A 26,529-nucleotide genomic window follows, 5' to 3' on the forward strand; every position below is an offset into this window, starting at 1 on the left:
TATTGATTATTGTTCTGAATCTGAACGATGTTTTGCTACAAATATGCTACAAAAAAACAACCGGTATCGTATAAAAAGAAACCGGTTGTTTTTAAAATTCTATTATTTCAGATTTATTTTATTGCTGTGCCCTGTTTAATTTCATCTGTAGCATGAAGGATAATCTGATCGCCAGGTTGTAAATTACCAAATACCTCTGTAGAATCAGGCCCTGCCAAACCTTCTTTAATGTCTGTCAGGATTGCTTTGCCTTGTACTACTTTAATGATAAATTGCCTTTCTGTTGAGCGTACAATTGCATGATTAGGTACCAATAAAGATTTTTTTGCAGAAAGCAATGGAATTTTAACTTCTCCGTACATACCTGGTTTTAATTTTAAATCGTCGTTTTGTACATCAATTTCAATTGCTTCTGAGCGGATTACTCCTAAAGAATTTGCTGATCTGCTAATCATTTTCTGAATATTTAATCCTGGAATAGCCGTAAAGATTATACTGACAGGTTTTTTAAGATCTACCTTTTCTACATAAGCTTCAGGAATCTGAACTTCTAAACGTAGTTTTTGAAGATGCTGAATCAGTAGCAGTGGCTGCTGACCATTTTTAGAAATCCCTGAAAGCGCCCCTGCAGATACATTACGCTGTATAATTACCCCATCAAAAGGAGCTCTGATTGTTAAATAGCTTTGCATATTTTTTACTAAATTAACATTAGACCGCTGACCATTAGCAGTAGCCTGATCTCCTTTCATTTTAGCAAGCGCATTGTCAAGATCCAGAATTGAGACTGATCCGGCTTCTTTTGACGCATCTTTTAAACGCTTATATTTATCCTCGCTAGCCCTTGATACTTCCAGTGCCTGTAAATATTGCGATTGTGCAGTTTGTAATTGGGATTCAATTTCAGGAGCTTCGAGTGTAAGGAGCAAATCCCCTTTTTTTACTTTTGAACCCCGGTCAACATAGAGGTTTTTTACAAAACCATTTACTTTAGGATAGATTGCAACTTCTTCAAAGGGCTTAAGCTCTGCCGGGAGTTTGACTTCACTTGCCAGACCTTTTTGTGTGACCACACCAATTTCATATTTCTTAGAAACGGAATTTGATTTTGCTGATAAATCATTTGGTTTTTCCTTACTGGAGCAGGCACTTAAAAAAAATAAAAAGACGGCCAGTAAACTTTTGCTATTGATTAATTCTGATAATTTATATGTTTTCATTGTTTTCGGGCATTAAAGAAGGTGATAGATAAGTTGTTTTACGTTGTATAGCCGCAAATACTTGCGGAAGAATGAAAAGTGCAGCTATGGTAGAAGCAAATAGACCTCCTATGACAGCTATACCCAACGGCGCAGTCTGTTCACCTGCTTCTCCCATACCAGAAGCCATTGGAATCATTCCGGCTATCATGGCCAGACTTGTCATTAGAATAGGTCTTAAACGTATAGAAGCGCTGGTAATAGCTGCCCTGGCTGAATCGTGGTAATCAAGTCTTAATTTTTCTGCATTGGTTACGATCAGAATTGCATTTGCCACTGATACCCCTGTAGACATGATCATTCCCATATAGGACTGTAAATTTAAGGTACATCCAGTAAGTAACAGTGCCAGTAATGATCCAAGTATTACAGCGGGTACGGTTGACAATACGGTTAATGAAAGCCTGAAAGACTGATAGTTTGCCGCCAGCAGTAAAAAGATTACTAAAATTGCATATAACAACCCGTTCTGAAGACTAGCCATAGTTTCGGTAAGCAGTGTTGACATCCCTTTTATTTCTACCAATAAACCTTTAGCTGGTTTGCCCATTTGTTTTACAGCCTGGGACACATCTTTTGTTGCTGTTCCCAGATCTGTTTTGTTGATATTAGCACTAACTGTCAAAAATCTTCTCGGACCTGAACGGTCATATTCTCCTGGAACATAATCGGTTTTAAAAGTAGCGATATCACCCAGTACCGGAGTTGTCTGCCCTTTGACCAAAGGAATTTCTTTAAGTTCATCCATCGTGTTCATCACAAATTCAGGAACTTCAACCTGCACCTGGTTCGTATAGGCTGTTTCTGAATCCAGCCACTGATTTTTCTGTGTAAACCTGCTTGAGGAAGTACTTGCTGTTACTGAGCGGGCAATTTCCTCAACGTTCAGACCAAGCTGAGCTGCTTTGATCCTGTCTAATTGAATGGATATTATCGGAAAATTAAGTGGTTGTGCAATCTGTACATCACGGAGATAACTAATCTTCTTCATTTTTTTGACCAGTCCTGTAGCATAAGCTTTAATCTGATCCATATTTTTTCCTGCCACACGGACTTCAACTGGTGTTGCAGCACCCTGACTCATAATTTTTTCGGTCATGTCTACAGGTTCAAAAGATACACGGAGTTCGGGCAGGGCGTAACTTATATTTTTACGTAAGGCATCTTTTAAGACATCCATATTCACCTTATAATCGGGATCAAGATTTACCTGTAAGACCGCTTCATGTGTACCGGTATTGAAAATATAAAGATTACTCGTTCCGTAACTGCTTGGAATTAAACCTACATAACCAGAGCTAATAAGTATTTTGTGATCGACAGTTTTATCAATAATACTCAGTACCTTTTTTAATTCCTCCTCTGTACGCTCCAGTCTTGTTCCGTCGGGTGCTTTGATTCTGATCTGGAACTGACCATTATTTACTTTGGGCATCATATCTTTCCCAATCAGGACAAAGCAAAGTCCGGCAGAGACTAATACCAAAACAAGATAAACCGGAATCATTATTTTACGGAGCTTCATGAAATGTTCGCAAATCTTAATGTATCTGATCTTTATTTTTTCAAACAAATCATTCTTTTCAGGATGGTTAATCTCCTCCTGGAAATGATTTTCAACCTGTTCTTTTTCTTCTGTATCTAAAGCTTCCCCGGCGTGTGCATGAACTTCCTGATGATTGTAATGCTGATATTGTTCTGCGTTAATTAACCAGTTACATAAAATCGGAACCAGGGTTTGTGCAATAACAAAGGATACAATCATGGTAAAACCGATAGAAAGGGATAGCGGTAAAAACATGGCTTTTGGAATTCCATTCATCATAAATGAAGGTGCAAATACGGCCAGAATACATAACAAAATCAATAAAAGCGGGAATGCAATTTCTTCACAGGCATCATAAACAGCTTCTCTTTTTGATTTCCCCATTTCCAGGTGCTGATGGACATTTTCTATGGTCACTGTTGCCTGGTCTACTAAGATACCGATCGCTAGCGCGAGACCGCTGAGGGTCATGATATTAATGGTCTGTCCAAAGAAACTGAGCAGTAAAACACCTATGAGAATAGAGACAGGGATCGTAACTACGACAATAAGGCTGCTTCTCCAATCCTTTAAAAACAATAAGATCATCAGCCCGGTTAATAGTGCACCTAATCCACCCTCTGTCATCAAACTTTTAACCGCATTAATTACAAATACTGATTGATCAAATTCGTAGGAGATTTTGACATCATCAGGCAAAAGGCTCTGCATTTCCGGAATCTTGCTCTTTACTGCTTTAACTACTTCCCAGGTCGAAGCATCTGCTGTTTTAACAACAGGAATATAAACTGATCTTTTACCATTAATCAAAGCATAGTCAACTGTAACGTCCGCTGCATCCGCCACACGGGCGATATCTTTAATTAAGATTGGTGTACCATCTTTTACAATTACAGGAATATCCCCAAATTCTTTTACTTTATCAACCAGAGAATTCATGGTGGTGATATACATGGTGTTATCCAGCCTAAGATTTCCTGAAGGAGACATGACATTGAATTTCGCCAGGGCCTGAACCACTTCATCAGGTGTTAAACTATAGCTTCTTAATTTATCAGGATCTACACTAATTGTAACTGAACGCGCATTTGCACCAAATGGGGGAGGTGCAGACAGACCGGCAACCGATGAAAACATCGGCCTGATCCTGGTAGCAGCCATATCGTAAATCTCTTTTAAGCTTTCAGTTTTGCCCGATAAAACCAGTTGACCAACAGGTAATGATGAAGCATCAAAACGGACAACCTGCGGGGGCAAAGCACCGGGTGGGAAAAAGCTCATTGCCCTGTTAACCTGTAAGGCGACCTGTGCAGAGGCTTCTGCCATGTTTGTACTTTCATAAAAACTCAGTTTGAGCATGGTAAGCCCCTGTATGTTTTTTGAGGTGATGTTTTTAATCCCGTTTACATATAAGAATTGGTCCTGTAAACGGGTTGAAAAGAAACCTTCCATCTGTTTGGGAGACATACCCCCATAGGATTCTATAACATATATAGTAGGCTGATTGAGTTGTGGGAAAATATCAATAGGTATTTTCATAATACTCAACACGGAGAATATCAAAAGGCTTATTGTGATAACTACCGTAGTTACCGGCCTTTTTAGTGCAGAAGTGACCAATGACATAATTGATTTATTTTAAGGCGGTTAGAAGAGACTGGACTTGATTTCTGGTGATTGCTTTTTCAAAAACAGCATGTAAAAATGAATATTTAGCAGTTGCATAATCGGCCTCCGCACGATACAGCAGGTTTTGTGCAATATTGAGTTCTATAAGATCAATAAGTCCATTTTTGTATAATGAATATTTCTGGCGATAAGCCGCATTTGCAGCTGAAAGCTGACGGGGTATTTCGGCAAGCCGGTCTACGGCAGTCTGTAATTCGACATCTGCCTGATGTACGCTGGTTTCCAGATTTACTTTTTGAGCCTGCAGTCTTTTATCCTCATAAATGCTCGTATATCTTTGTGTGTTTAATTTGAGCTGTTTTCTTTTGAGATCAGTCAGATTATAGCTTATACCTATACCAACCAGATAATTTGTACGGGTAAATCCCCATCCCTGGTTAAGTGCATCAAATTGGTTAGCTGTCGATATGGATGAGCCTCTGCCCCAAAATGCACCTTCGAGCATGATTTTGGGTAGGTATGTTTTCCTTACCAGGTTTTCTTTCTCTTTGCTATTCTGATAAAGAGATTGATAATAACTGATGAGCGGATGGGATAGGGGACTATTCAATTCTGCTCCTGGCTGACTATTAATCTGATGCAGAGGAGTCATTAAGGTGGTGTCTGCCACTATATTCTGATAAGCTATTCCGCTTAAGGCCGATAGCTGTAATTGCGTCTGTTTAAATTTATTAGTCAGTTCGATAAGAGTTAGTCTTGATTTAGAAAGCTCGGCCTCTGCAATACTTGTATCTACCCCTGCACGAATTCCACTTGTGGCAAGAGACTGAACAGAGTTTCGGATTTGCTGGTTCCTCTTAATGTTGTCTTCCTGAATATGAAGCAGGTTTTGAAACTGAAATAATTGCAGATAATCCTCAATTACAGATGCCTGCAATTGATATTTTGATAGCCGGTATTGATTCTCAGTGACTTTTACATCAGAACCTGCTACTTTATTCTGAGCTTTATAGCCACCAAAATTGTAAATTTCCCAATCCAGAGAAGCTATACCTAAATTTGATAGTGTAGCATTGGAGATATTGGATGGTCTGATTCCACCAGAATTTGAAGGAACTATTCCAAAACCAAAATAAGCACCGGGAACATTATTATTGGTTCCTATATCTGACTGATAATTTAGTTTTACTGCAGGCAACCAGTTATATTTTGTATCGGTAGCAATAGCCTGGCGAACACTTATTGCCGAAGAATCAGCTAATAAAGAAGGAGCCTGGGCAGAAACTCTGTTAAGCAGATCTGATAATTTTAGTGGAGGGTAATTTTGTTGGGCAGATAATCTCAGAAAAGGAATAAGTAAGATTATTATGCCAGCAATTTTTTTTAAAAAGTGCATAAAATTAGATTTGAGAAATTATAAATAGCTTATTTGCTGCACATTGATTATGGCAGGTAGTATTAGAAACTAAATTATAAATCTCAAATAGTCAGCTTTCCGATGGAAAGATAGATTGCCCTTTCAGGGATGAGCTGTAAGGACATATCACGCAGATATCGTTGAGTTGCCTTACTGAAAATAAGTAATGGAATAACAAGGCCGATAAAAAAACGGCATATTTTCCAGATGAATGTTAATTCAGGATCAGTTAAGCCACGTTGGATTGCCAGAACTTCTGTAAGATCTTCGTCCAGGTAATCCTGCTTTCTTTTGCTGAAAAGTTTTTGAAGTAATTCAATATTCAGTCCGCTATCCGCTTTTGCATGTTGAACTATGCCAAAACCAAGAATTGGTTTAGCACTAAGAATCATTCCTGCAAACAGAAATAATATCTTTAGATACTTAGCATATTTCATAAGACTGAACTATAATCGTATACAAAGATGTCTATTCGGATTAAAGGAATTGAAGGGTATCCGAAATATTACAAATGAATGCACTGCTACAAAACTATTTTACTGAATTAGTTTTACAGAAAAGGTGTTTTTCCCATTGCTCCAGTTGCCGGTCAGGCTACCGTCTTTCTGCAAAGACAACTTAAATAATTCCTGATTCTTTTGCTGACTGGAAGACGCTATTTCTTTCAGTAACCAGGATGAATCTTTATCAAAAGTACCCTTTAAAAAGATTTTCTTCCCTTGCTGATCATAGAAATAAGAAGCAGAGAATGATTCATTTCCTATAGAGGTAATCAATAAAGTAATCGGATATAAGTCATTGATTTTACCTTTAAATACACCTCTGCTCAAACCAGCTGCCTGAGACTGAATACATTTTGAGTTTGCAGCCGACAATAAACATTTCCCATATTCATTTAAATAGGGCTGAAGGAATTGATTGCTTAATAAATTATCATAAATCCTGATATCAGCCTCTAATGCCTGGGCATTATGTGAACCCAGACAAGATCTGCGTGTGAGCAATAAGCCGTTTTTTTGAAATAAAAGATCATCAGCATCCAGATTGTCCTTATTCTGTTCAATCAGGCACCCTGAATAATTATCGGCATCACCCTGGTCTTTGTTAGCGGAGCTTTTGAGTTTTTTCAAATGAATAGCCAATCTTGTTTTGCGGCTGTCGATGATGAATTTACGAACAGCATCATACCCTTCTTTAGTCAGCAGATCACTAAACTTGATTAATTTTCCGGTTTGAGAATCAAAATTATAGGTGTTAGAATTGTCACTAAGTGATCCATTCGAGTATTCACTGTTTATTTGTATAGAAAATAATTTAGAACTATTAACCAGTAGGGTATAATTCATTAAAGTAGTTCCGGTATTTGAGCCTTTTTTTGGTTTTATATTTTCAAATAAGCTGGTTTTTTGTTTTCCTGGCAGCAGATCCAGTTCTTTACCCTGTAAAAAGGTATTAATCTTGTTTTCTGCAACAGTCTTTCCGGTAAGTACGGGGAAGTCTAAATCACCGAACATACCCGCCGGATCCTGTACCTTTTTTAGTTTGAAATACTGTGCATCAGCATGTATAGTATTTGTAATTAATAGTAGTGAAAGTAGTGGCTTAACAATAAGTCTTTTAATGTTCATCTTATCTAATAATAGGTCTTATAATTTAATTTTCCTTTTTCTCTGGTTCGGATTCGGCTGTTTCATTTACAAGTACGTATTTATCTTCTATAATCGTATAATTTTTTACCTTTTTTTTAATAATACTCTCTTCTTTGATAAACTGTGTGCTGGATATCTTTTTGTTTTTAGGTTCAAAATCCAGATTGGGCAATTTGGAAAGTGTAGTATCTATTTTAAACAGACCGTCAGTCTTGTCATATAAATAATAATTTTCATAGAGATTACCTGCTTCGGCACCATCTCCTGTACTTGTTCTTAAAGAGAAATCCATGATGTTATCAAAGTTGTAATCGCCAGGGTAAAGTGTGTTTATAGTAGAATCGATCCCATTAAGATCAGTGATATACTGAATTGCTTCTCTATTTGATTTTTTATTTACTTTAATTGCAACAGGTACAGACTCATTATCCTTAATCAGTTCAAAATAATACATAGGTGTAGTTCCGGTATAAATTAACTTCTGATGGGGCAGGAAACTCTCTTTTTTGGCCCAGCCTTTAATTAAACGATGATCAGAAGTATTGACTTCAATATAAAAGAATAATGGGTTTTCATCTTTAATCACAGCATAACTGCCCTTTGATAATTTATCCAGAGGAACTTCAGAGGTATTTGGGGTTTTATAGACAGCAGTTGCCGGATATAAGACTTCGGCCCCTCTATAATGATGATCGACCCATTTTCCGTTAATTAATTCTCCGCTGTTTTCCTCAGTGAAAAATCCCATAGCAGCAAGCTGGTCCCAGTAGGCAATTTTGAGAAGATGGCCATTCATGAAAGTATATTTTTCTCCGCCATGATGTGCTGCGCCGTCACGCCAGTTACTACTGATGGTACGGCTTTTCATATCTATTTGTATTTGGGGAAGCTGAGATAATTCATCATTATATTCAAAATTGCCATTTTTTGCGTTATATAAATAAAAGTTATGTGTGTCATTTGGACCGGCTCCTCCTGTCTGCATCAAAAACATGAAATCCGGATAACCATCAAAATTATAATCTGATACACTGATCACATGGTCTGGGTTTGATCTGAGTTCGGCCCATATATCAAGAATTATTTGCTTTCTACCTGTCTTTTTATTAACGATCTTTACGGCTTTTACAGATTCCCCATCAGCGGAAACTTCAAAACGAAATAGCTTAGACTGCTCCTTTTGTTTGATCCAGGGATTTTTTATCAGATCTTCTTTTTTTATCCATCCGCTTGTAGTTTGAAGAAGTGTAGTACCTGTCTGCATATCAGAATCCATTGTATAGTATCTGTTAGTATCTTTGCGTATTTCAATTCTGTCAGCCCTATACCATTCATCAGAAGAATCTGAGGTAATAGCTATGTATTCTCCTTTTCTGAAATAATCCTGAACAACAGCATGAGATTTTGGCTGATTATATATCAGAATTTTATTTTCTGCAATACGTAAATCAAGATAGGACAGTGGCCTTTTTCCGCGCCATACAAAAAATGCCTGTTCAAATTGATAATTTTTACCATTTTGATATTCTCCCGAAATACTATCTTTTACAGATTGACTTTTAATCAGCGGGTTTTTATAGATCGCGAAATAATCGCGGCTGCTTTTACTGAAAAACCAGTTTTCCTGAAGATCTTCGGAACTTTTAAGATAATTAATGTAATTATTGACAATGATGGAGTCTTTTTGAATTGTGAACTGTTTAGCAAAAGAAGCATCTTTAGCTGCAGGTGTTTGTTTTATGAGGGAAGTAAAGATTTGTTTTCCCCTGGTACTTATAGTATCTCTTAAAAAAGTAATTTTAAGTTGAGTGTTTGCTGGATTGACAGCCACGATAGCATATTCCAGACCATAATCAGAAACCTCTTTATAGGGAATGATCTGCATAGCAAGAAAATCATCTATGGAATTAAAGAAACGGGCATAATGGCTGGCTCCAAAAAAATTAGTGTTGTTCCGGTGGAATTGATATATGCCTGGTTGAAGAGCCTGAGCCATGGATTGGAAACTGCTTGTTAGAATGAGGAAAAATACAAGTAAATGGCGCATGAGAATTTATTTCTGCAAATATAATGATTCAGGCAGATGTATAATTTCGGACGAAATTTACGTCTCTATGATCTTCAATAATAGATGATTACCTTCTTGTAATTAGAAAAGCATCATAAGATTTATTTTGTAACTAATTAAGAATGTTTAAATTGGGTTTTCGAATATAAAATCAACAATTATGGCTAAAACGCATCAGTATAAAACAAACCTTGTGTGGGCAGGAAATAAAGGATCTGGCACAATGGACTACAGATCATATGATCGTGATTTTATTGTTTCGGTAGATCAGAAGACTGATATACTAGGCTCTTCTGATTCTGCATTTCTAGGAGATAAAACCAGGCATAATCCTGAGGATCTTCTGGTTTCTTCTATCTCATCCTGTCACATGCTGTGGTATCTGCATTTATGTTCTCAGAATGATATTATTGTGATGGACTACAAGGATGAAGCAATAGGTGTAATGACTGAAAATGCAGATGGAAGCGGTCAGTTTACAGAAGTTATTTTACAGCCGGTAGTTTTAATTATTGATGAAGCGAAACATGAAAAAGCAATCAGCCTGCATGCTGAAGCGCGTAAAATGTGTTTTATTGCAAATTCATGTAATTTTCCAATTAAACATCTGCCGCAGTGTATTGTAGAGCCTAAACGTTAGGAAATAAGGGCATTTCTGAAGTAAACACACACAACTAAACGACCAATTAATAAATGAAATTAAAATTAATACTTTCTGCGCTCTTGTTTACAAGTCAGCTGCATGCTCAGGATTCATTGACCATACGTAAAATATATGATGAGGCCCTGGTCAATGGTAAATGCTATGAGAATCTCCGTTACCTCTGTAAAAATATTGGCCCCCGTTTAAGTGGTTCTGTCAATGCTCAGAAATCGGTTGAATGGAGTAAAAAACTGATGGAAAGCTATGGTTTCGATAAGGTTTATTTACAGGAAGTAATGGTGCCGCATTGGGTAAGAGGGGCAAAGGAAACAGCCTATATCATTGATGGTAAAAACCGGATTCCGGTACCTATAGTGGCTTTAGGGATGAGTGTTGCTACACCTAAAGAGGGAATTACAGCCAATATTATTGAAGTCCGCAGTCTTAAAGAAGTGGAGGAGCTTGGCGAAAAACTTATAAAAGGCAAAATAGTTTTCTTTAACCGTCCATTTGATCAGAAATTTATCAGTACTGGTGAAGCATACGGCGGAGTTGGCGATCAGCGCTTTATGGGACCGTCAATCGCTTTGAAATATGGCGCTGTTGGTGTTATAGTTCGTTCATTGACAGGAACTTTGGATGATTACCCGCATACAGGAGCCACGTTGTATGACAAAAATGGTAAAAACATACCAGCAGCTGCGATTTCGACCAGGGGAGCAGATAAGTTAAGTGCTATGCTGAAAATGCGTAAGCTGCCGCTGGTTAAATTTTACTTTAAACAAGATTGTCAGATGCTGCCTGATGTATTATCTTATAATGTTGTTGGTGAATTGACAGGTACAGAACATCCTGATAAATTTATCACAGTTGGCGGACATCTTGACTCATGGGATCTTTCAGAAGGTGCACATGATGATGGTACAGGTGTATTACAATCTGCCGAGGTATTGCGCATATTCAAAGTGTTGAATTACAAGCCTAAAAACTCTGTTCGTGCGGTGTTTTTTATGAATGAAGAGAATGGGCATAACGGAGGGACTAAATATGCAGAACTCGCGGCTCAACATAAAGAAGAACATATAGCTGCTATTGAAACAGATGAAGGTGGATTTACCCCTCGTGGTTTCAGTTTTGAAGATGTATCTCCTGATTTTATGCGTAAAATTAATAGTAAGTGGAAACCATTGCTGGAGCCTTATGAGGTTGACAGATTAACTATAGGACATTCGGGTACTGATATCGGGCCTTTAAAAGAAAAAGTTCCGGGAGTTGTTCTGATTGGTTTCAGACCAGATTCGCAAAGATATTTTGATATTCACCATACTGCAAATGATGTTTTTGAGAACGTGAATAAGCGTGAACTTGAATTGGGCGCTGCAGGTATGGCATCTTTGATCTATCTGATAGATCAGCACGGTTTATAGAAGTTTTACGTGGTTAGACTAATAATCTAACCACGTTTTAAATAATGGGGCTTTTGTTCTGCTTACGATAATATCTTCATCGTCGTGGTTTTTTACTTTAAGCTTTAGCTTCCCATTGAAAAAATTATGGACTTTTTCGATGGAGTTGACATGGACAATATACTGACGGTTTATCCTGAAGAAATTTTTAGGTTCTAATTCCTGTTCCAGGGTTTCCAGTGTCTGTGGTACCACAATTTTTTCTCCATTAATCAGATTTGCATAAGTAATATTCATATGAGAATAAAAGAATGCAATATCTTCTACATTGATTTTTCTATAACTGTCCCGGTACGCAAGAAAGAAGCGTGTTCTGTATTCTTTTGGTTGGATATGGTTGAGTAGTTGCTGTATTAAAGGATACTGCTGTTGTGATTTTTGTATAGAGTTTTCAAATTTTTTAATGGCAGCTTCCAGCTCTTCCTGCTCAATTGGCTTAAGTAAGTAATCTATGCTATTGTATTTAAAAGCTTTGACAGCATATTCATCATAGGCCGTTGTAAATATAACCGGACATTTAACATCTGCCAGGTTAAAGACTTCGAAGCTCAGGCCATCTGCCAGTTGTATGTCCATCATGATCAGATCAGGACACTCATTTTCAGAAAGCCAGTCCACCGTCTTTTTAACGCTCGTAAGAACACCGGCAATTTCAATATCCGGTCTTATTTTGAGCATTAACCGTTGTATTCTGTCCGAATTGAGTTTCTCATCTTCCAGAATTAATATCTTCTTTATTATATTCATTTGATCAGCGGTACTTTTATGGTAAAAGTTTGGGCGTTTTTTTCTATTTCGGGCATTTTATCACCTAATAGCGCATAACGGTCTATGATGTTCTTTAATCCTAAACCTGTTGAATCATGCTTTTTTATTAAGGGTAACAAGTTATTGACCACCACCAGTTCATCATCATCATTTGAATAGATACGGACAATTAATGGATCTTCTTCTACTGTACGGTTATACTTCAGCGCGTTTTCAATGAACAATTGAAGTGTAACCGGTGGAATCAGCATGTTAAGTCTGGATTCTGAAATATCAATTTGAAATATACATCCGTCCCCCATCCGGTTTTTGATTAGAAAAAGATAAGCATCCAGAAATTTAAGTTCTTCATGCAGCGGAATCAGTTTTTTTTTGGAATTGACCAGCAGGTACCGGTATACCTTCGTGAAATTCTTTGTGTACTCATAGCCGAGCTGCTGATCCTGTAATATCAATTCTGAAAGTACACTCAGATTATTGAAAACAAAATGCGGATCAAGTTGTAATTTGAGGGCCTGTAATTCTATTTCGGATGCCAGCTGTTTGTTTTGCGCTGCTTTTATCTCAAATTCGGCTGATTTCAAAGTTGCAGTTTTCCAATTGGTAAGTAGAAAATCGCCTGTATTTAGTGCGCTAACCATTAAGGGCCATAGTATAATTAAAACAATGGTATACAGGGATTGCCTTATATTGAGATAAGGAGGTTGGGTGTTGGCGTGATTTCCGAATATCAGATAAATAGCTCCCAAACAAATAATAAGAAACAATACGCCCAGTACCTGAAATAGTGTTTGGGTAAGTAAACGTTTTAAAGGGTGGACCATCCAAGAGATTTTTTTATTCAGCCTCCGGTCTATAAACAGACTTAGTTCTACGAGTAACACACAAAATAACAGGTTGACCAGAATGTCTGTTATTATTCCGGAAAGTGGCAGATTAAAATAATCCCTCCAATATGAATTGGGGAATATAATAAATACTGTTATATATGAACTTATAAAAGTGAATGCAGTCAATAATGCACTCTTCGCTTTACTTCTTTTCATTTTTTGGATTTTAACTATCCATAGAATTAATTTTTAGTATAAAAGCCAAATTACATATCAATTCAATATGTCCGATTGACAATTCAATGGGGATTATTGTTGTTTCACTCAGGAAATCTATTAAGAAGCTTTAGCTGCTTATAATTTTGCGCTATAAAAGTAATAATAGATAACATAGAAATAATGAAAAAAACAAAAGCAATGACATTTGCAAACTTAGTGCTTAGCGCAATCAAGAAGAAAATTCAAAATACGGAAGTGCTTCCAGGAATTGGAATGAATCCTGCCAATCAGGAAAATATAAACGGTAATGGTGAGTTAACTGGTTTTGAATCAAAAAATTATGGAAAGAAATTACTTGCTCTTTTTCTTTTGGTGATAGCAACGCTTACTGCTTCGGCCCAAAAGCCGGCTGTAGTAGATGCTTTTTCTAAACATGGTATTGATGTCGGTATTCTCAATGGAGATAATCTTCGGCAACCGGACGACTTCGCCTTTGACTTTAAACAGACAACGGTAACAACTGGTAAACAATCAGTTACTGTAGCCCGATTTGATCCTTCAGGCCCAAAGGAAGAACAGTGGACGGTAATTTCTGTAGATGGGAAATCTCCTTCTAAGTCGGACATTAACTCGTTTAGAAAAAATCACAGCAAACAGCCTGCATCTAACCAGGCAGACGAATCAAGCTATAAGATTGAGAAAGAAACATCAGATTATCTGGTGATTAGTTACAAGGCAGATCCTGGTTCTGTTGATAAGGATGCTGCTTTTATGAAAGACTGCAGACTGTATATGACAGTTAATCTTAGAACTAAAAAATTGGAAAAGGTGCAGGCGCTGAACGAAAAACCAATCAAAATTAAAATACTTAATGCTGAAAAACTTGATCTTGTGATCAAGTACAGTTGGAATGAGCAAGCGAAACGTTACTTCTCTGTAAATGAGGACCTCAATATTTCGGCGAAATTTATGGGACAGGCTATACCTATACAGACAACTACAGAATATTCAAGCTATACAAAGAAATAACAATAATATTTCAGTTCTAAAACCCGTAAAGCCCCTAAATCTGAATTTAGGGGCTTTACGGGTTAAATAAGTTAATTTACTGGTGTTTCTTCTTCTGTGATGATGATTCCAAATTCCTGCAAACGGGTTATTGCTGTATCAATTGATAAAAGCGTTTCAGGAATAAATATTCCTCCTTTTTCTGGAGCAGTCTGACCACCTAAACCAAAAATACCTTCCATGATGATAAATACACCTGTTGCAGTTAAATGAGATTGTCCTTTAGGATCAGAAACCAGTGTACGTAGTCTGGATGTTTTACCAGATAACAAAACACCTTCTATATCAATATATAAATCGTGAGAAGCTTCCAGGTTATTATTAGTACCTATGGATTTGCCTATAGCCAGGTCAAAGCGGACATTTGGAGAATCAGTTATACCTGCAATACTCGGAACATCAAGGGTACTCATTGGATAGCCTGTAATTGTTGTACCTTCCTGTAAATGAAATGTTCTGCCTTCCTCTTTAGCCTCTACGACCTGCCATTTCCCTTGTTGACGTAATAAAGCCTTGCCAACAAAACTATCCCACTGAGCTACTACCATTGGTCCTATAGGGTCTAACTCATCATATAGACAAGCCGTTTCTATCCGGTTTATGCTACTGAATTTTTTTGCGGCTTGCTTTGCTGCCAATGTTAATATTCCTGCCTGCCAATGGCTTGCCAGCACAATAGGAGCAGAGGGAGTCTTTTGCAGCGAAAGAAATACTATTGGGGAAATTTCTTCGGCAAGACCAGTGATACCGATATATGCAATTCCGTTTGCAACAGCAGCTTCCTGCAAAATATTGTTGTAATCTTCCATTGCTGTAATGATCAGATCAACAGCGCCATATGCTTTGAGTTCAAATCTTTTTTCTAAATCTAGATATGCTGTTTCTGCATTACCCAGTTCTTTACTAAATTCTTCTCCGTTTTGTGGATTTCTACCAGCCAGAACTAATTCGATAGATTGATAATTTTTTCTGATGAGACGTGCAATGTTACTTCCTACATGTCCATAACCACCAGCAATTAAAATACGCTTTTTCTGTAATTCCATTTTGAATAAATAATAGTTTATGACTTAGGTCAGGTGACCTATTAATTCAAATGTAGGTCATTTGACCTAATTGCTGTAATAAATATTTTTACTTTATTTTTGTGTGACAAATGGATAAGAAAGAAGAGAGATTAAACCATATTTTAAGAATTACAACGGGTATTCTCAGTCAAGAGGGTGCGGATGAGTTGTCTATGAGAAAAATAGCTAAAGCTGCTAATCTTTCTTTAAGTAATCTTCAGTATTATTATAAAGATAAGAATGAGTTGCTAATCGCGACGGCTCAATACTATTTTCAATCCTGTGCGCAGGAAGTGACCCAAACTTTAAATCTTTTAAAGGCTGAAACTACTTTTTCTATTGAGAAATTTCTGGAGAAGGTATTGGATTTACTATTGGTGAAAGGTAAGGATAGTGAGCAAAGTGTTATGTTTCGGGAAATATGGGCATTATCATCAAGAAATGAACAGCTTGAAAAGGCTGTTGAAACCTATTATAAAAACTACTGCATTTGGATGATTGATTTGATTGCTTCTTTCTCTAAGCAACCACATGAATTGGTAAGTTTATTAGTTCCATATGTAGAAGGCTATGCAATTATGGGTTCTATACTTCCTTTAAATAAGGAAGCTGTTATCAAATTGTTAATCAAGGTGATTTTGTATACTGAAGAATAGTTTTTTTATAGTCTGGCAGAGTATAAGAAATTGCTTATACATCCATTATGTTAGATTTGTCCATGTGATCTCTTTTTTTGTCCATGTTCGATGATAGTTTGCTGATGTAATTTTGACTTAATAAATAATATATCATGAAAACATCAAATGAAAATAACATCCTTTTAAGCGATGAGCAAAAACTAGCCATTGCCAATACTTTTGTCGCCGCATTAAAAAATAACGATTGGGAGAATATGTGCTCTGTTTTGTCCCCTGATGCCACATGGACGCTACCAGGTATAAGTTTACTTTCTGGACTTGCCAGCGGAGCGGAAGCTATTGTTAAACGCGTACAGAATTTGAAACAGTTTGGGGTTAATTTTAATCTGAAGCATATTCTTATTGGACTTAATGGCTTTACGTTGGCATTACACAATACCGCCCAACGCGAAGAGCTGATACTGGATGAAGAGGTAGCTATTGTATTTGAGGTGATGAATGAAAAGATTGTATCAATGGCTACTTATCTTTCTGATGTGGCTGGTATTAACCGGTTCTTTATTCCTGGTATCATTGATTAAACGGATAAATTTCTGTTTTAGGAGACTTAAAACTATTCCGGAACCTGGGATCAATTCATAAACTACTTTTACGAAAGTTCTCTGATGCCTTTTTCGGTTTCCATTGATTATTTCATTATGCCCGGTACAGAGCTTTTGAAACAATCAGTACTCCAAACTGCTGCTTTAAACATGAAACCGCCCAGGATTCCCTTTGAAAATTTACCCGTTAAACTTCCCATAATAAATAAATGCCTTTCCACTAATGTAAGCTATTCGCGTTAAAGATTATCCTGATAAGTAAAAAATGTCCGTAATTGTCCGCAGCTGTCTGCAATTGTCCGCTTTGTCCATGGGTTAGTCAAAGGGAAAATTATAATTTCATTAATCTTCATCCGGTTATGATTTGGTTGTGCCTGAATAGAGATCGGGGTGACACCACGTTGAGAACAGGTTTTAAGCATAGTAACTCTAAGTCATTTCAACTAGTTGTTTTTACTTGGACTTGCCATAGACTCACGTTACTTTAACATTGCTCTTACCCTAACGAGTACCCGGACAGTACCCGGCCGATATAGATTGATTATTTTTTTAGAAATGTACCAATCGCCGCTTTAAGTGATAGTAGGCCTTCAATATATGTGGATATACGATGTGACGTTCCGATTCTTGAATTGCGGGACATATCCTGAAATACGTTACGTGCTTCTTTTGTAACTTTGCCCGTTGTAAAAACAACGATTTTGCTGGCCTTGAATTTAACTGCGCGATAGGTTAGTGGGTGCGTGTCTCCGGATTCAAAATTACGATCTTTAAGCTCACTTACGTTGCCCTTTTTGGATTAATGTTGGCTACAATTTGACGGGTAATTATAGAAATCTCTCCCCGCTCACTTGCGGCCTGCGGAGCCCCATGCTCATACCTCTGCGTTCCCGCTTTTGCATCTACGGAGTGGTAGTCATCAGTTTCCTGCTTTGAAGTTTGGGCTGTGCGAGACCGAGCAGGAAGCTGAAAATGGCCTCGACATTCGTTATTAAGTGGCATTTTTGGCTTTGGTAGTTTATTAGGTGCTTTGCGATGTTTTTATTTTTTAGAGAAGATAAACTTTTCTCCGTTTTCCTCAAAAATCATTTCTTTAGTGCTTGGTTTAAATTCAATTTTACTTCCTTCCCATAAATTTTCAAATTTATTTTTCTCAACGGGCTCAATTGATAGCACCGATTGATCACTAAAATTAGCAAGAATGTTGGTGTTGTTCTTTGTTATTGCTATTGTTCTGGGATAGGATAAACTCATGTAATCTCCTACATATTTGTCAAGGTCTTCTTGATTTGGTTTAAAAGGCTCAAATATGATTTTATACGGTTTATTAAAATAATTACTTAAAGCAGCAATCAATACCTTTTTCTTATCATAAATAGCGCCATTTGATGTTATGGCAATAGCAAGATTTTCATCCGGAAAATAACAAAGAACTGAACCAAAACTATCGATAGAACCTCTATGCATAAATCCTTTTTTGTCATAAAATGGAAGTTCAAAAATACCCATTCCATATTTGTCTTGAATTTGTGTCATTGTTTTTAGACTTTCAAGAGTGATGATTTCTCCTTTGAATAGATTTTTAATAAAAATCGTCAAATCATTTGGATTTGAAACTATTCCTCCTGCGCCTAGTGGAACAGATGTGTCACCCTCCGTATCTTTTTCCCATTTATCTGAAAAATGATAAGAGTAACATTCATTATTTTGCAAATTTATTTTGCCTCCAAAATAAGTATCTCTCAATTTTAATGGTTTTACGATTTGTTCATTTAACAGCGCTTGATATGATTTATTATATATTTCCTCAAGAATTACGGTTAGTAAATAATAATTTGAATTGCTGTAAGCTGCTTTACTGTTGGGATTAAAGTCACTTTTTAACTTACTGATAATGGCTATCATTTCTTCTTTTGATTTAGCTTCAGTATAGCCATTAGCAAAATCGTCTGCTGTTAAAAAATCAGCTATTCCACTTCGATGCTTTAATAACATTTCTATTGTTATTTTTTCTGAATTTTCAATAGTTGGAAAAAATTCTTCAATGGTTTGGTTCAACGTTATTTTTCTGTTTTCAATTGCTTTGAATACTAATGCGGAAGTGAAAGTTTTTGTAGTAGAGCCAATGCGATACTTTGTTTTAAACGACAAATTTTCATTAGTTGCTATATCAGCTTTACCAATAGAGTTGGAGTAAATTAAGTTTCCATTTTTCGAAATGGCAATACTTCCCATGAATACATTTTTCTCGTCCATAGCTCTGAATAAACTGTCAAGTTTAGTCACATTAAGTTTCTGTGAATAAGAACTTAGAAATGCAATCCCAAAAACTAGTGTAATCCAAAGTTTTTTTATCATTTTTTCTGCAATTTTATGGGGAAATATTACGCACCTAGCTTGTATTAGATGTAAAATAGATTTATAAGGCCTATTTTATACTGCATCATGCTAAAATAGTGGTTTTCGTTACAGCTAATATATCACTATTTCTATTACCATCTTGATGAATTTTATCTCAGTAGGTATTACAACGGTTGCGTAATTCTTTGGCTTCTTCAATTAGGAGGCTTACCAGCCAGTTGATGATCATGTTCCTATCGCTATTTCAGTAAATAGGGCGCCTGTCTTTTGTGGCTTAAGAATAACCTAGGTTTATAAGAAAGAAATTGAATATTCCGGATGGACTAGTCTTGCGGATCGCACGGTACTACATCCGTGGATATCCAAGCAATGGCCCCTCGGTTTTGTAGACCGTAAATGGGGGGAGAGGCAATAATTGACTTATATTCGTCTTTTTTTTCTGCAAGTGTATTTTTAACAGAAACGAGGCGTGCATAAACAGTTACAAAATTTTTTGTCAATTTAGGCCTCCATTTCATTATGTTTATTGTCATGCCTCTAGTTTCTCCCTCAGTCTGGCCATATCTCCGCCCAGCTTGCTATCTACCACTTTACTGTAGATTTATTTGTGTTGTACTCAATTTTTTATGCCCCAGCATCCTGCTAATGGTCTCTATTGGCACACCATTGGTCAGTGTGACGGTAGTTGCAAAGGTATGGCGGGCGATATGGAAGGTCAAAGGCTTGGTAATTCCACAAATGTCCGCAATATCCTTTAAATACCCGTTTAACTTCTGATTAGACATTACAGGCAATACTTTGCCCTCTGCCAATGCCTGTGGATGCTTGCTATACTTTTCAATGATATGCAGTGCTTTTGGTAATAATGGCACTATTACCGGGGTATTGGTCTTTTGTCTTATGGTTTTTATCCAGAATTCGCCCTCTGCAACTTCAACAATATGCTCCGGCTTTAAATTGAATACATCAATATAGGCCAGTCTGGTATAACAATTAAAACAAACAGGTTTTTGATGGTCTGCAAACGCAAAATAGGGGAAGTTTTCGCTTCAAGGTTTGCCAGTTCCCATGTGGTCAGATATTCACGTTCAACCTTTTCAAATTTTAACTGGTAAGCGTGAAATGGATTTCTGTCCAGCCATTCCAGTTTTACAGCAAGGTTGATCATTTTACAGAAATGTTCAAGATGTTTCATGACCCCATTATTTGGCAAACATTGCAAATACACCGTTTTTATCTTCTACCTGACGCAGGTAAATTTCAAGGTCGGTAATGAATTTATAATTCAGTTCTGACAAGAATTTATTCGCTGTGCCCTGTTTATCTTTAAGGAACTGTAGGATATATTTTTGGGTCGTATAATAGTTTTTCATCGTTCCCCATTCCAAATTATCTTTTTCCTGCTCGTTATGGTAGTCTATCAACTTGCGGATAGTGAAGTCCTGCTGATCTTTTCCTAAAAACTTATCCTTAATCAGATCAGCAGTAATTAACTTTTTCTGTAAAAGCAGGATTTGATAGCTTTCAACAATTCCTGACCTGAATTTTTCGAGGTAATTGTTAAGCAGGGTAATTTCCTGTCTGCTCCCTTTTGCCATACCTTTTTTTGCATTCCAGTTATTCTCTTCAATTGTCCTTTTGGTGGCAATATCAGATCTTTTACCATTTACGGTAATCCGGGCGTAGATAGGTGTCTTTCCGTTACTGGTAGTCTTGTATTTTCTCAAATAGAAGATTACTCCAAATGTGTTCTGCTGCATACTCATATCATTAAATTTGTTTACAAATGTTTTGTCATTGGCTTTAATGGTATTGTGCCCTATTTCAAAAGGGGCACAACAGACGGATCAAGTCATCAACTTGTGGAGCAGGCTATTTTTAAGCATAAATTTTGACACGCTAAACAGAAAGTCTTTGAGCCAGGGATGTTCTGATGGCTATGAAAGTTGCTCTGAAAGCTTTCAATTTGCATGGGAATGACTCAGCCGAAACAAGGCCGTGCTGTTAGTAAATAAATTCAAAATAGCTAAATAATAAATCTATATCGGCCGGGTACTGCCCGGGTACTGTTCGGGTACTCGTTAGGGTAAGAGCAATGCTAAAGTAACGTGAGAGCATGGCAAGTCCAAGTAAAAACAACTAGTTGAAATGACTTAGAGTTACTATGCTTAAAACCTGTTCTCAACGTGGTGTCACCCCGATCTCTATTCAGGCACAACCAAAGTATAACTCGTTGAAGACTGATGAAATTATAATTATCCTTTGCCCGAACATGGACAAAGCGGACAATTGCAGACAGCTGCGGACAATTGCGGACATTTTTTACTCATCAGGATAATCTTTAACGCGAATAGCTTACATTGGTAGAAAGGCATTTATTTATTATGGGAAGTTTAACGGGTAAATTTTCAAAGGGAATCCTGGGCGATTTCATTTTTAAAGCAGCAGTCTGGAGTACGGGTTGTTTCAAAAGTTCTGTACCGGACACAATGAAACAATCAATGGAAACCGAAAAAAACAGGATCTTTCCTCCGCCTAAGCATTCCGCTGAAGCGTTGACCGATCTCTGATCAAAGTAATCAGGGCGTTGAATAATGATAAATTGAACTATAGAATCAGGAAGTAATTAGCTTATTAAAGAATCGTAACCATCTGCTTTGAACTAAGAAAATATCAAACACAAAACTTGAAATTTAATCCCTAATCCACAAGTTTATGACTTGATCCCAACAGACATCAAAAACAAGCAAAATAAAATATATAATTTATTGATAATCAGATAGATAAACCATGATTAGTGCCCTAATATAAATATTATAAATGGGGCACCGAATAGGGCACGTTTTTCTTGATTTCGATTGATATAGATAGGGCTGAGAAAAAACAAAAAACCCCTTAAATCTTTGATTTTAAGGGGTTTCGGTGCTTGTTAGCACTTTTTGTGTCGGGGTGGCAGGATTCGAACCTACGACCTCCTGCTCCCAAAGCAGGCGCGATACCGGGCTACGCTACACCCCGAACTTGATCAACATTTCAGTTATAAATAACCTTCGTTGTTGTTGGGATTGCAAAAGTACAATAATATATTTAGTTAGCAAATTTATTTTTCTTTTTTTAGGAGTAAATAAATATAAAAAAACATAACAGATTCAATCTGTATCCGTAAACCTCTTAATATTTGTTGGTTACCTCATTAAAGAGAATTTCTTAAAGTAACTTTAAAAGGGATTTTTATGTGCTCAACTGAGTTCTCCAGTAATAATTCGGCAGCTTTTTCTCCCATCATTTTAAAATCAGTTGAAATTGTTGTGATTCCGTCGAGGATAATCTTTTTGATAGGAGTCTCATTATAACTAATTACGCCAATATCTTTTCCGATTTGTAAATTACCCTCAATGATTTTCTCAATCAGAACAACCAGGTCGTCTTCAGCAAGATTAATATATACAGATCCAGGTTCAATTTTATGACGATGAAGACCATTCAGTATTTCATTTTTATAATTATACTTTTGGCAAAAATTCAAAAAACCAATTAAGATTTTCTTTGAATAATAGGTGTTTTGAGGAAAAATCAGTTTCAATGTATCATATCCTGATAACCTCTCTGTCAATTGTTCCAGTGCAGAAAAGATATCCTCTTCAAAATCCTCATATACTGCTCCAAACTCACCAGTGACTCCCTCTGCAAGTTTGTCCATTAATATCAGCTTTTCTTTAGCAATCGTATTGATCAGGTTATAACCCATTTCCCTGTTTTCATAGAAATGAGGGATAATTACACATTTAGCATAATGATCAACCTTTTCCAAAAGCAGTTTCTTGAAAACATTGAAATCATTGTTATAGATATAAAAATCAATTGCCGCCTCATTTCCCAAAGTTTCTGCAAAAGCATCATAAATAATTTTTTTATGTATACTTAGTTTGTTGAAAAGTAGTAAAACCTTTACTGGTTTCTGAAAATGGGTATGCACAATAAAGAAACCTTTTCCAGCAACTGACTGTACTAATCCCATTCTTTTGAGCTCATTATAAGCCCTCTCTATTGTACTTCTGGCTGTTTCAAGTGCATAACTAAACTCATTGATGGAAGGAAGTACATCATTCTTTTTAATCTGCCCCGATTGGATTCCCTGGAGAATTGAATTGATAAGCTGCAAATACTTAGGTGTAATAGAGTATGCATCAATCCTCGCAATTTTAAGGATGTTGTTCATGTTTAATGACAATTCTTTTGACTAATAAAGCTACAGAAATAGAATACGAAGGAGAAATTTAGAAAACAATTTCGCTTTAGGGAGATATAAAACTGTCTTAGGTTACAAGAGTTGTTGTCTTATATCTAAAATTATCAATAGATTATAATGTGCTATTAATCAGTACACATATAGCTGTAATTATTTTTCTTATAGCCTATTATGGCTGTATGTACAGGTAAGAATAATGATTAATCCTTTAAGCGATTATACTGTCATAAGGATATAGGTTAAAATAAAACAGGTTAAATTAAAATACACAGCTATGAAAACATTCAGAAACCTGATGCTATTGACATTAGTAGCATCCTTATTGAGTTCCTGTATAGTACAGGATCGTGGTGGATATGGTTACCGCAGACATTATCATGATGGTTATTGGCGCAGAGGGTATTAGGACCAACATAAAATCTCCGTTGGATAATATAAAAAGAGACAATCCGCTTTATTCCGGTTTCTTTCCTAAAAGTGGAAATTAACCTGTTATTGTGGTTGTCTCTTTTATTTTTTTTAACTGCTGTAACCTTTTATCTCTTCTGTCATCTTAAAGACATATGTTTTTTAAGATGAAAAAAAGAACCACCTCTATTCTGACTTGCATGTTAAGTCTTTTTACAATTTTCACATCGGGTGCGCAAACCACCAATAATACCGGTAAACTGAGCGGTAAAGTTCTTGATGAAAAACATACCGATCATTCGTATGTTTCAGTAAGCCTGCTGGCTGCTAAAGATTCAGTACTGATCAAAGGATCTGTTACAGATGATAAAGGAAATTATCTTTTTGAACGTTTACCAGAAGGGCAATATCTTCTTGCTTTTAACATGATAGGTTATGCCAGGGTATTCAAGGGCCCTTATCTGATCAATGCAGCACATCAAACCTATAACGTAGCAAACGTAGAATTAGTTCCAACCTCAAAACAATTGAATAGTGTAAATATTGTTGCCAGTAAACCATTGATCGAAAGACAAATTGATAAGACCGTGCTTAATGTAGAAAACAGTGTTCTGGCTGCTGGTAATACTGCTTTAGAAATCCTGGAGAAGGCTCCTGGTGTCAGTGTCGATAAAGATGGAAACGTTAGTCTGAGAGGAAAAGCAGGCGTAACAGTAATGATTGACGGTAAACCTACTTATCTTTCCAGTGACCAGCTGGCTAATCTTTTGCGCTCTACAGAAGGGAATGCGATACAGTCTATTGAACTCATTACCAATCCTTCAGCTAAATATGATGCTGCCGGAAATTCGGGGATTATTAATATTAAGTTAAAGAAAAATAGAAACTATGGTACTAACGGTTCAGTAACTGCAGGAGCAGGGTATGGCAGGTACTATAAAACCAACGATGGAATATCACTCAACCACAGAGAGAAAAAATTCAATGCATTTGGAGAATTTAATTATGGAAAACAGAAAAGATTCCATGACTTGAATATTGACCGGGTGAACAATACGGCTACAGATCAAACCTTTTTCAGACAAACAAGTTCTCAGGTAGGTCTTAGGGAAAACTATAACTATAAGGCAGGGGTTGATTATTTTATCAATGATAAAAATACAGTTGGAGTTGCTGTAAACGGATATAGAAGTACCGGAGATAACAATAAGACCAGGGTTTTAACGCTGATAGGAAGTAAGCCTTTACAAACCGATTCATCAGTTGTTGCCAATAATCCTAACCAGTTTAAATATTCAGGTATAACTTACAATATGAATTATAAAGGAACCATTGACACTGCTGGTCAGGAAATATCGGCCGATGCTGACTATTCAAGGTATAGTGGATTACAAAATACAGAATATAATAATGTGTATTTAAATGCAGCAGGACAAACTTCCAGAGATCCCTATATCTTTAGAAACAGAACACCTTCGTTAGTTAAGATCTTTGCAGGGAAAGTTGATTATACTTTGCCAATTAATAAAAAGATGAAATTAGAAACGGGGCTTAAAAGCAGTAAAGTAAGTACAGACAATGTCTCTTCTTTTGAAAATTTCCTGAATAATAACTGGCAAAGTGATCTGACCAGAAGCGATCATTTTATCTATGATGAGAATATAAATGCAGGTTATGTGAATCTGAACCGTGAATTTACTGGTTTAACTGTTCAATTAGGTTTAAGAGCAGAACAAACCAACTCTAAAGGAAATTCCGTACCAAAACAACAAATCTCTGATCGTCATTATTTTGATCTTTTCCCGAGTATTTTTGTGAACCGTGTACTCTCCAAAAACCATGAAGTTGGTTTCTCTTACAGCAGGAGGATTGACCGTCCGGATTATGAGGATTTAAACCCCTTTGTATTTTTTGTAGATCTATATACCTATAGTATGGGAAACCCATATTTGAATCCGCAATACACAAACTCATTTGAGATTTCTTATTCTTATAAAAAAACTATAAACGCTACCCTTGGCTATAGTCATACCAGTAATGCTATATCAAGAGTACTGGTGTCAGATACGGTTAAAAAGACACTATTTATATCATCTCAGAATCTTGCGGAGAAAAAGTCATATAGTCTGAATATCAATTCCCCTTTAACCCTATTTAAATGGTGGAAAACCAATAACAATCTAACTATTTTTTACAATGAATTTAGTACCCCAAATCTTTTGGGAGTACCTTATAAAGGAGGTAAAACAGCTTTTAATTTTAACAGTAATCAGACTATCACACTTAATAGTACTACTAATTTTGAGTTATCAGGTTTTTATCGTTCCGCCCAGGTAGATGGAACATTAGCAGTGAAGCCTATTTATGGTATTGATTTAGGAGTCAGCAAATCATTTATGGAGAAAAAGCTGAATATAAAACTGGCAGCAAATGATGTGTTTAATTTACAAAAGTTCCGCATTACCAGTGCGCTCCCTTCACAGACTTATTCAGTGAATGAGAAAAGTGAGACCAGGGTTTTTCGCTTGACCTGTAGCTATAAATTTGGAAGTACAGCTATAAAAGGTGCTCGCCAGCGCTCTAAAGGATCTTCTGAAGAAGAGAATCGTGTTAAATCAGGAGGGTAGGCGTTAAGCTATTCT

Annotated in this window: 22 protein-coding genes and 1 tRNA gene; 7 read left to right on the forward strand and 16 right to left on the reverse strand. The window is 36.5% G+C overall.

Features of this window, described 5'->3' with window-relative positions:
- Positions 1-113: 113 nt before the first annotated feature.
- The 6 genes from HDE68_RS17090 to HDE68_RS17115 form a co-directional block, all read right to left on the reverse strand.
- Positions 114-1,220, reverse strand: coding sequence for an efflux RND transporter periplasmic adaptor subunit (locus HDE68_RS17090; protein ID WP_183883431.1), 1,107 nt, complete (start codon positions 1,218-1,220; stop codon positions 114-116).
- Positions 1,207-4,431 carry an efflux RND transporter permease subunit gene (locus HDE68_RS17095; protein ID WP_183883432.1) on the reverse strand — a complete coding sequence of 1,075 codons (3,225 nt, stop codon included), beginning with the start codon at positions 4,429-4,431 and terminating at the stop codon, positions 1,207-1,209. Before HDE68_RS17095 ends, HDE68_RS17090 begins: the two co-directional genes overlap by 14 nt.
- A gap of 7 nt (positions 4,432-4,438) precedes the next feature.
- Positions 4,439-5,830 (reverse strand): TolC family protein, encoded by a 1,392-nt coding sequence (locus HDE68_RS17100; RefSeq protein WP_183883433.1) that lies wholly within the window; start codon positions 5,828-5,830, stop codon positions 4,439-4,441.
- Positions 5,831-5,913: 83 nt separating this feature from the next.
- Positions 5,914-6,288 (reverse strand): hypothetical protein, encoded by a 375-nt coding sequence (locus HDE68_RS17105; RefSeq protein ID WP_183883434.1) that lies wholly within the window; start codon positions 6,286-6,288, stop codon positions 5,914-5,916.
- Positions 6,289-6,387: 99 nt separating this feature from the next.
- Positions 6,388-7,479: a hypothetical protein gene (locus tag HDE68_RS17110; protein WP_183883435.1), complete on the reverse strand. Its 1,092-nt coding sequence runs from the start codon at positions 7,477-7,479 to the stop codon at positions 6,388-6,390.
- A gap of 25 nt (positions 7,480-7,504) precedes the next feature.
- A complete protein-coding gene (locus HDE68_RS17115) occupies positions 7,505-9,547 on the reverse strand; it encodes an XAC2610-related protein (protein WP_183883436.1) in 2,043 nt (680 codons plus the stop codon).
- A 181-nt stretch (positions 9,548-9,728) separates the two neighbouring features.
- On the opposite strand from HDE68_RS17115, the gene HDE68_RS17120 reads away from it, so the two are divergent.
- Together HDE68_RS17120 and HDE68_RS17125 are read left to right on the forward strand one after the other, a co-directional pair.
- On the forward strand, positions 9,729-10,208 hold the full coding sequence (locus HDE68_RS17120) for an OsmC family protein (RefSeq protein ID WP_183883437.1): 480 nt from the start codon (positions 9,729-9,731) through the stop codon (positions 10,206-10,208).
- Positions 10,209-10,261: 53 nt separating this feature from the next.
- Positions 10,262-11,638 carry a M20/M25/M40 family metallo-hydrolase gene (locus HDE68_RS17125; protein WP_183883438.1) on the forward strand — a complete coding sequence of 459 codons (1,377 nt, stop codon included), beginning with the start codon at positions 10,262-10,264 and terminating at the stop codon, positions 11,636-11,638.
- A gap of 18 nt (positions 11,639-11,656) precedes the next feature.
- Here the strand turns inward: HDE68_RS17125 and HDE68_RS17130 are convergent, their stop codons facing one another.
- Both HDE68_RS17130 and HDE68_RS17135 read right to left on the reverse strand, forming a co-directional pair.
- Positions 11,657-12,424, reverse strand: a complete 768-nt coding sequence (locus tag HDE68_RS17130) for a LytR/AlgR family response regulator transcription factor (RefSeq protein WP_183883439.1) — start codon at positions 12,422-12,424, stop codon at positions 11,657-11,659.
- Positions 12,421-13,491 carry a sensor histidine kinase gene (locus tag HDE68_RS17135; protein WP_183883440.1) on the reverse strand — a complete coding sequence of 357 codons (1,071 nt, stop codon included), beginning with the start codon at positions 13,489-13,491 and terminating at the stop codon, positions 12,421-12,423. The genes HDE68_RS17130 and HDE68_RS17135 overlap by 4 nt, the downstream gene beginning before the upstream one ends.
- 183 nt (positions 13,492-13,674) lie before the next feature.
- Between HDE68_RS17135 and HDE68_RS17140 the strand changes: the two genes are divergently transcribed.
- Positions 13,675-14,523: a hypothetical protein gene (locus HDE68_RS17140; RefSeq protein ID WP_183883441.1), complete on the forward strand. Its 849-nt coding sequence runs from the start codon at positions 13,675-13,677 to the stop codon at positions 14,521-14,523.
- Positions 14,524-14,594: 71 nt separating this feature from the next.
- On the opposite strand, the gene HDE68_RS17145 is transcribed toward HDE68_RS17140, so the two are convergent.
- Complete coding sequence (locus HDE68_RS17145; RefSeq protein WP_183883442.1) at positions 14,595-15,608, reverse strand: hypothetical protein; 1,014 nt, start codon at positions 15,606-15,608, stop codon at positions 14,595-14,597.
- Positions 15,609-15,718: 110 nt separating this feature from the next.
- Between HDE68_RS17145 and HDE68_RS17150 the strand changes: the two genes are divergently transcribed.
- Positions 15,719-16,285 carry a TetR/AcrR family transcriptional regulator gene (locus HDE68_RS17150; RefSeq protein ID WP_183883443.1) on the forward strand — a complete coding sequence of 189 codons (567 nt, stop codon included), beginning with the start codon at positions 15,719-15,721 and terminating at the stop codon, positions 16,283-16,285.
- 134 nt (positions 16,286-16,419) lie between these two features.
- Positions 16,420-16,848: a nuclear transport factor 2 family protein gene (locus HDE68_RS17155; RefSeq protein WP_183883444.1), complete on the forward strand. Its 429-nt coding sequence runs from the start codon at positions 16,420-16,422 to the stop codon at positions 16,846-16,848.
- Positions 16,849-17,108: 260 nt separating this feature from the next.
- Here the strand turns inward: HDE68_RS17155 and HDE68_RS17160 are convergent, their stop codons facing one another.
- From HDE68_RS17160 to HDE68_RS17180, 7 genes are all read right to left on the reverse strand, one after another.
- The gene (locus HDE68_RS17160) at positions 17,109-17,291 is read right to left on the reverse strand and encodes a hypothetical protein (protein ID WP_183883445.1); all 183 of its coding nucleotides are present in this window, start codon (positions 17,289-17,291) and stop codon (positions 17,109-17,111) included.
- 619 nt (positions 17,292-17,910) lie between these two features.
- Complete coding sequence (locus HDE68_RS17165) at positions 17,911-19,227, reverse strand: serine hydrolase domain-containing protein (protein ID WP_183883446.1); 1,317 nt, start codon at positions 19,225-19,227, stop codon at positions 17,911-17,913.
- Between the two features lie 593 nt (positions 19,228-19,820).
- The gene (locus HDE68_RS26550) at positions 19,821-20,210 is read right to left on the reverse strand and encodes a site-specific integrase (protein WP_260171801.1); all 390 of its coding nucleotides are present in this window, start codon (positions 20,208-20,210) and stop codon (positions 19,821-19,823) included.
- Entirely contained in the window at positions 20,183-20,425 is a 243-nt protein-coding gene (locus HDE68_RS26555; RefSeq protein WP_260171794.1) for a phage integrase SAM-like domain-containing protein, read from the reverse strand. The genes HDE68_RS26550 and HDE68_RS26555 overlap by 28 nt, the downstream gene beginning before the upstream one ends.
- Positions 20,426-20,432: 7 nt before the next feature.
- Entirely contained in the window at positions 20,433-20,990 is a 558-nt protein-coding gene (locus tag HDE68_RS26560; RefSeq protein WP_260171795.1) for a phage integrase SAM-like domain and Arm DNA-binding domain-containing protein, read from the reverse strand.
- A 1,184-nt stretch (positions 20,991-22,174) separates the two neighbouring features.
- Positions 22,175-22,248, reverse strand: a tRNA-Pro gene (locus tag HDE68_RS17175).
- Positions 22,249-22,423: 175 nt separating this feature from the next.
- Positions 22,424-23,449, reverse strand: a complete 1,026-nt coding sequence (locus HDE68_RS17180) for a GntR family transcriptional regulator (RefSeq protein WP_183883447.1) — start codon at positions 23,447-23,449, stop codon at positions 22,424-22,426.
- Between the two features lie 304 nt (positions 23,450-23,753).
- Here HDE68_RS17180 and HDE68_RS26565 point away from each other — a divergent pair, with 304 nt between their 5' ends.
- Positions 23,754-23,885 (forward strand): hypothetical protein, encoded by a 132-nt coding sequence (locus HDE68_RS26565; RefSeq protein WP_260171796.1) that lies wholly within the window; start codon positions 23,754-23,756, stop codon positions 23,883-23,885.
- A gap of 169 nt (positions 23,886-24,054) precedes the next feature.
- Positions 24,055-26,514 carry an outer membrane beta-barrel protein gene (locus HDE68_RS17185; protein ID WP_183883448.1) on the forward strand — a complete coding sequence of 820 codons (2,460 nt, stop codon included), beginning with the start codon at positions 24,055-24,057 and terminating at the stop codon, positions 26,512-26,514.
- Positions 26,515-26,529: the final 15 nt, after the last annotated feature.

Origin of the sequence: Pedobacter cryoconitis, from assembly GCF_014200605.1 — a bacterium.
GTDB lineage: Bacteria > Bacteroidota > Bacteroidia > Sphingobacteriales > Sphingobacteriaceae > Pedobacter > Pedobacter cryoconitis_B.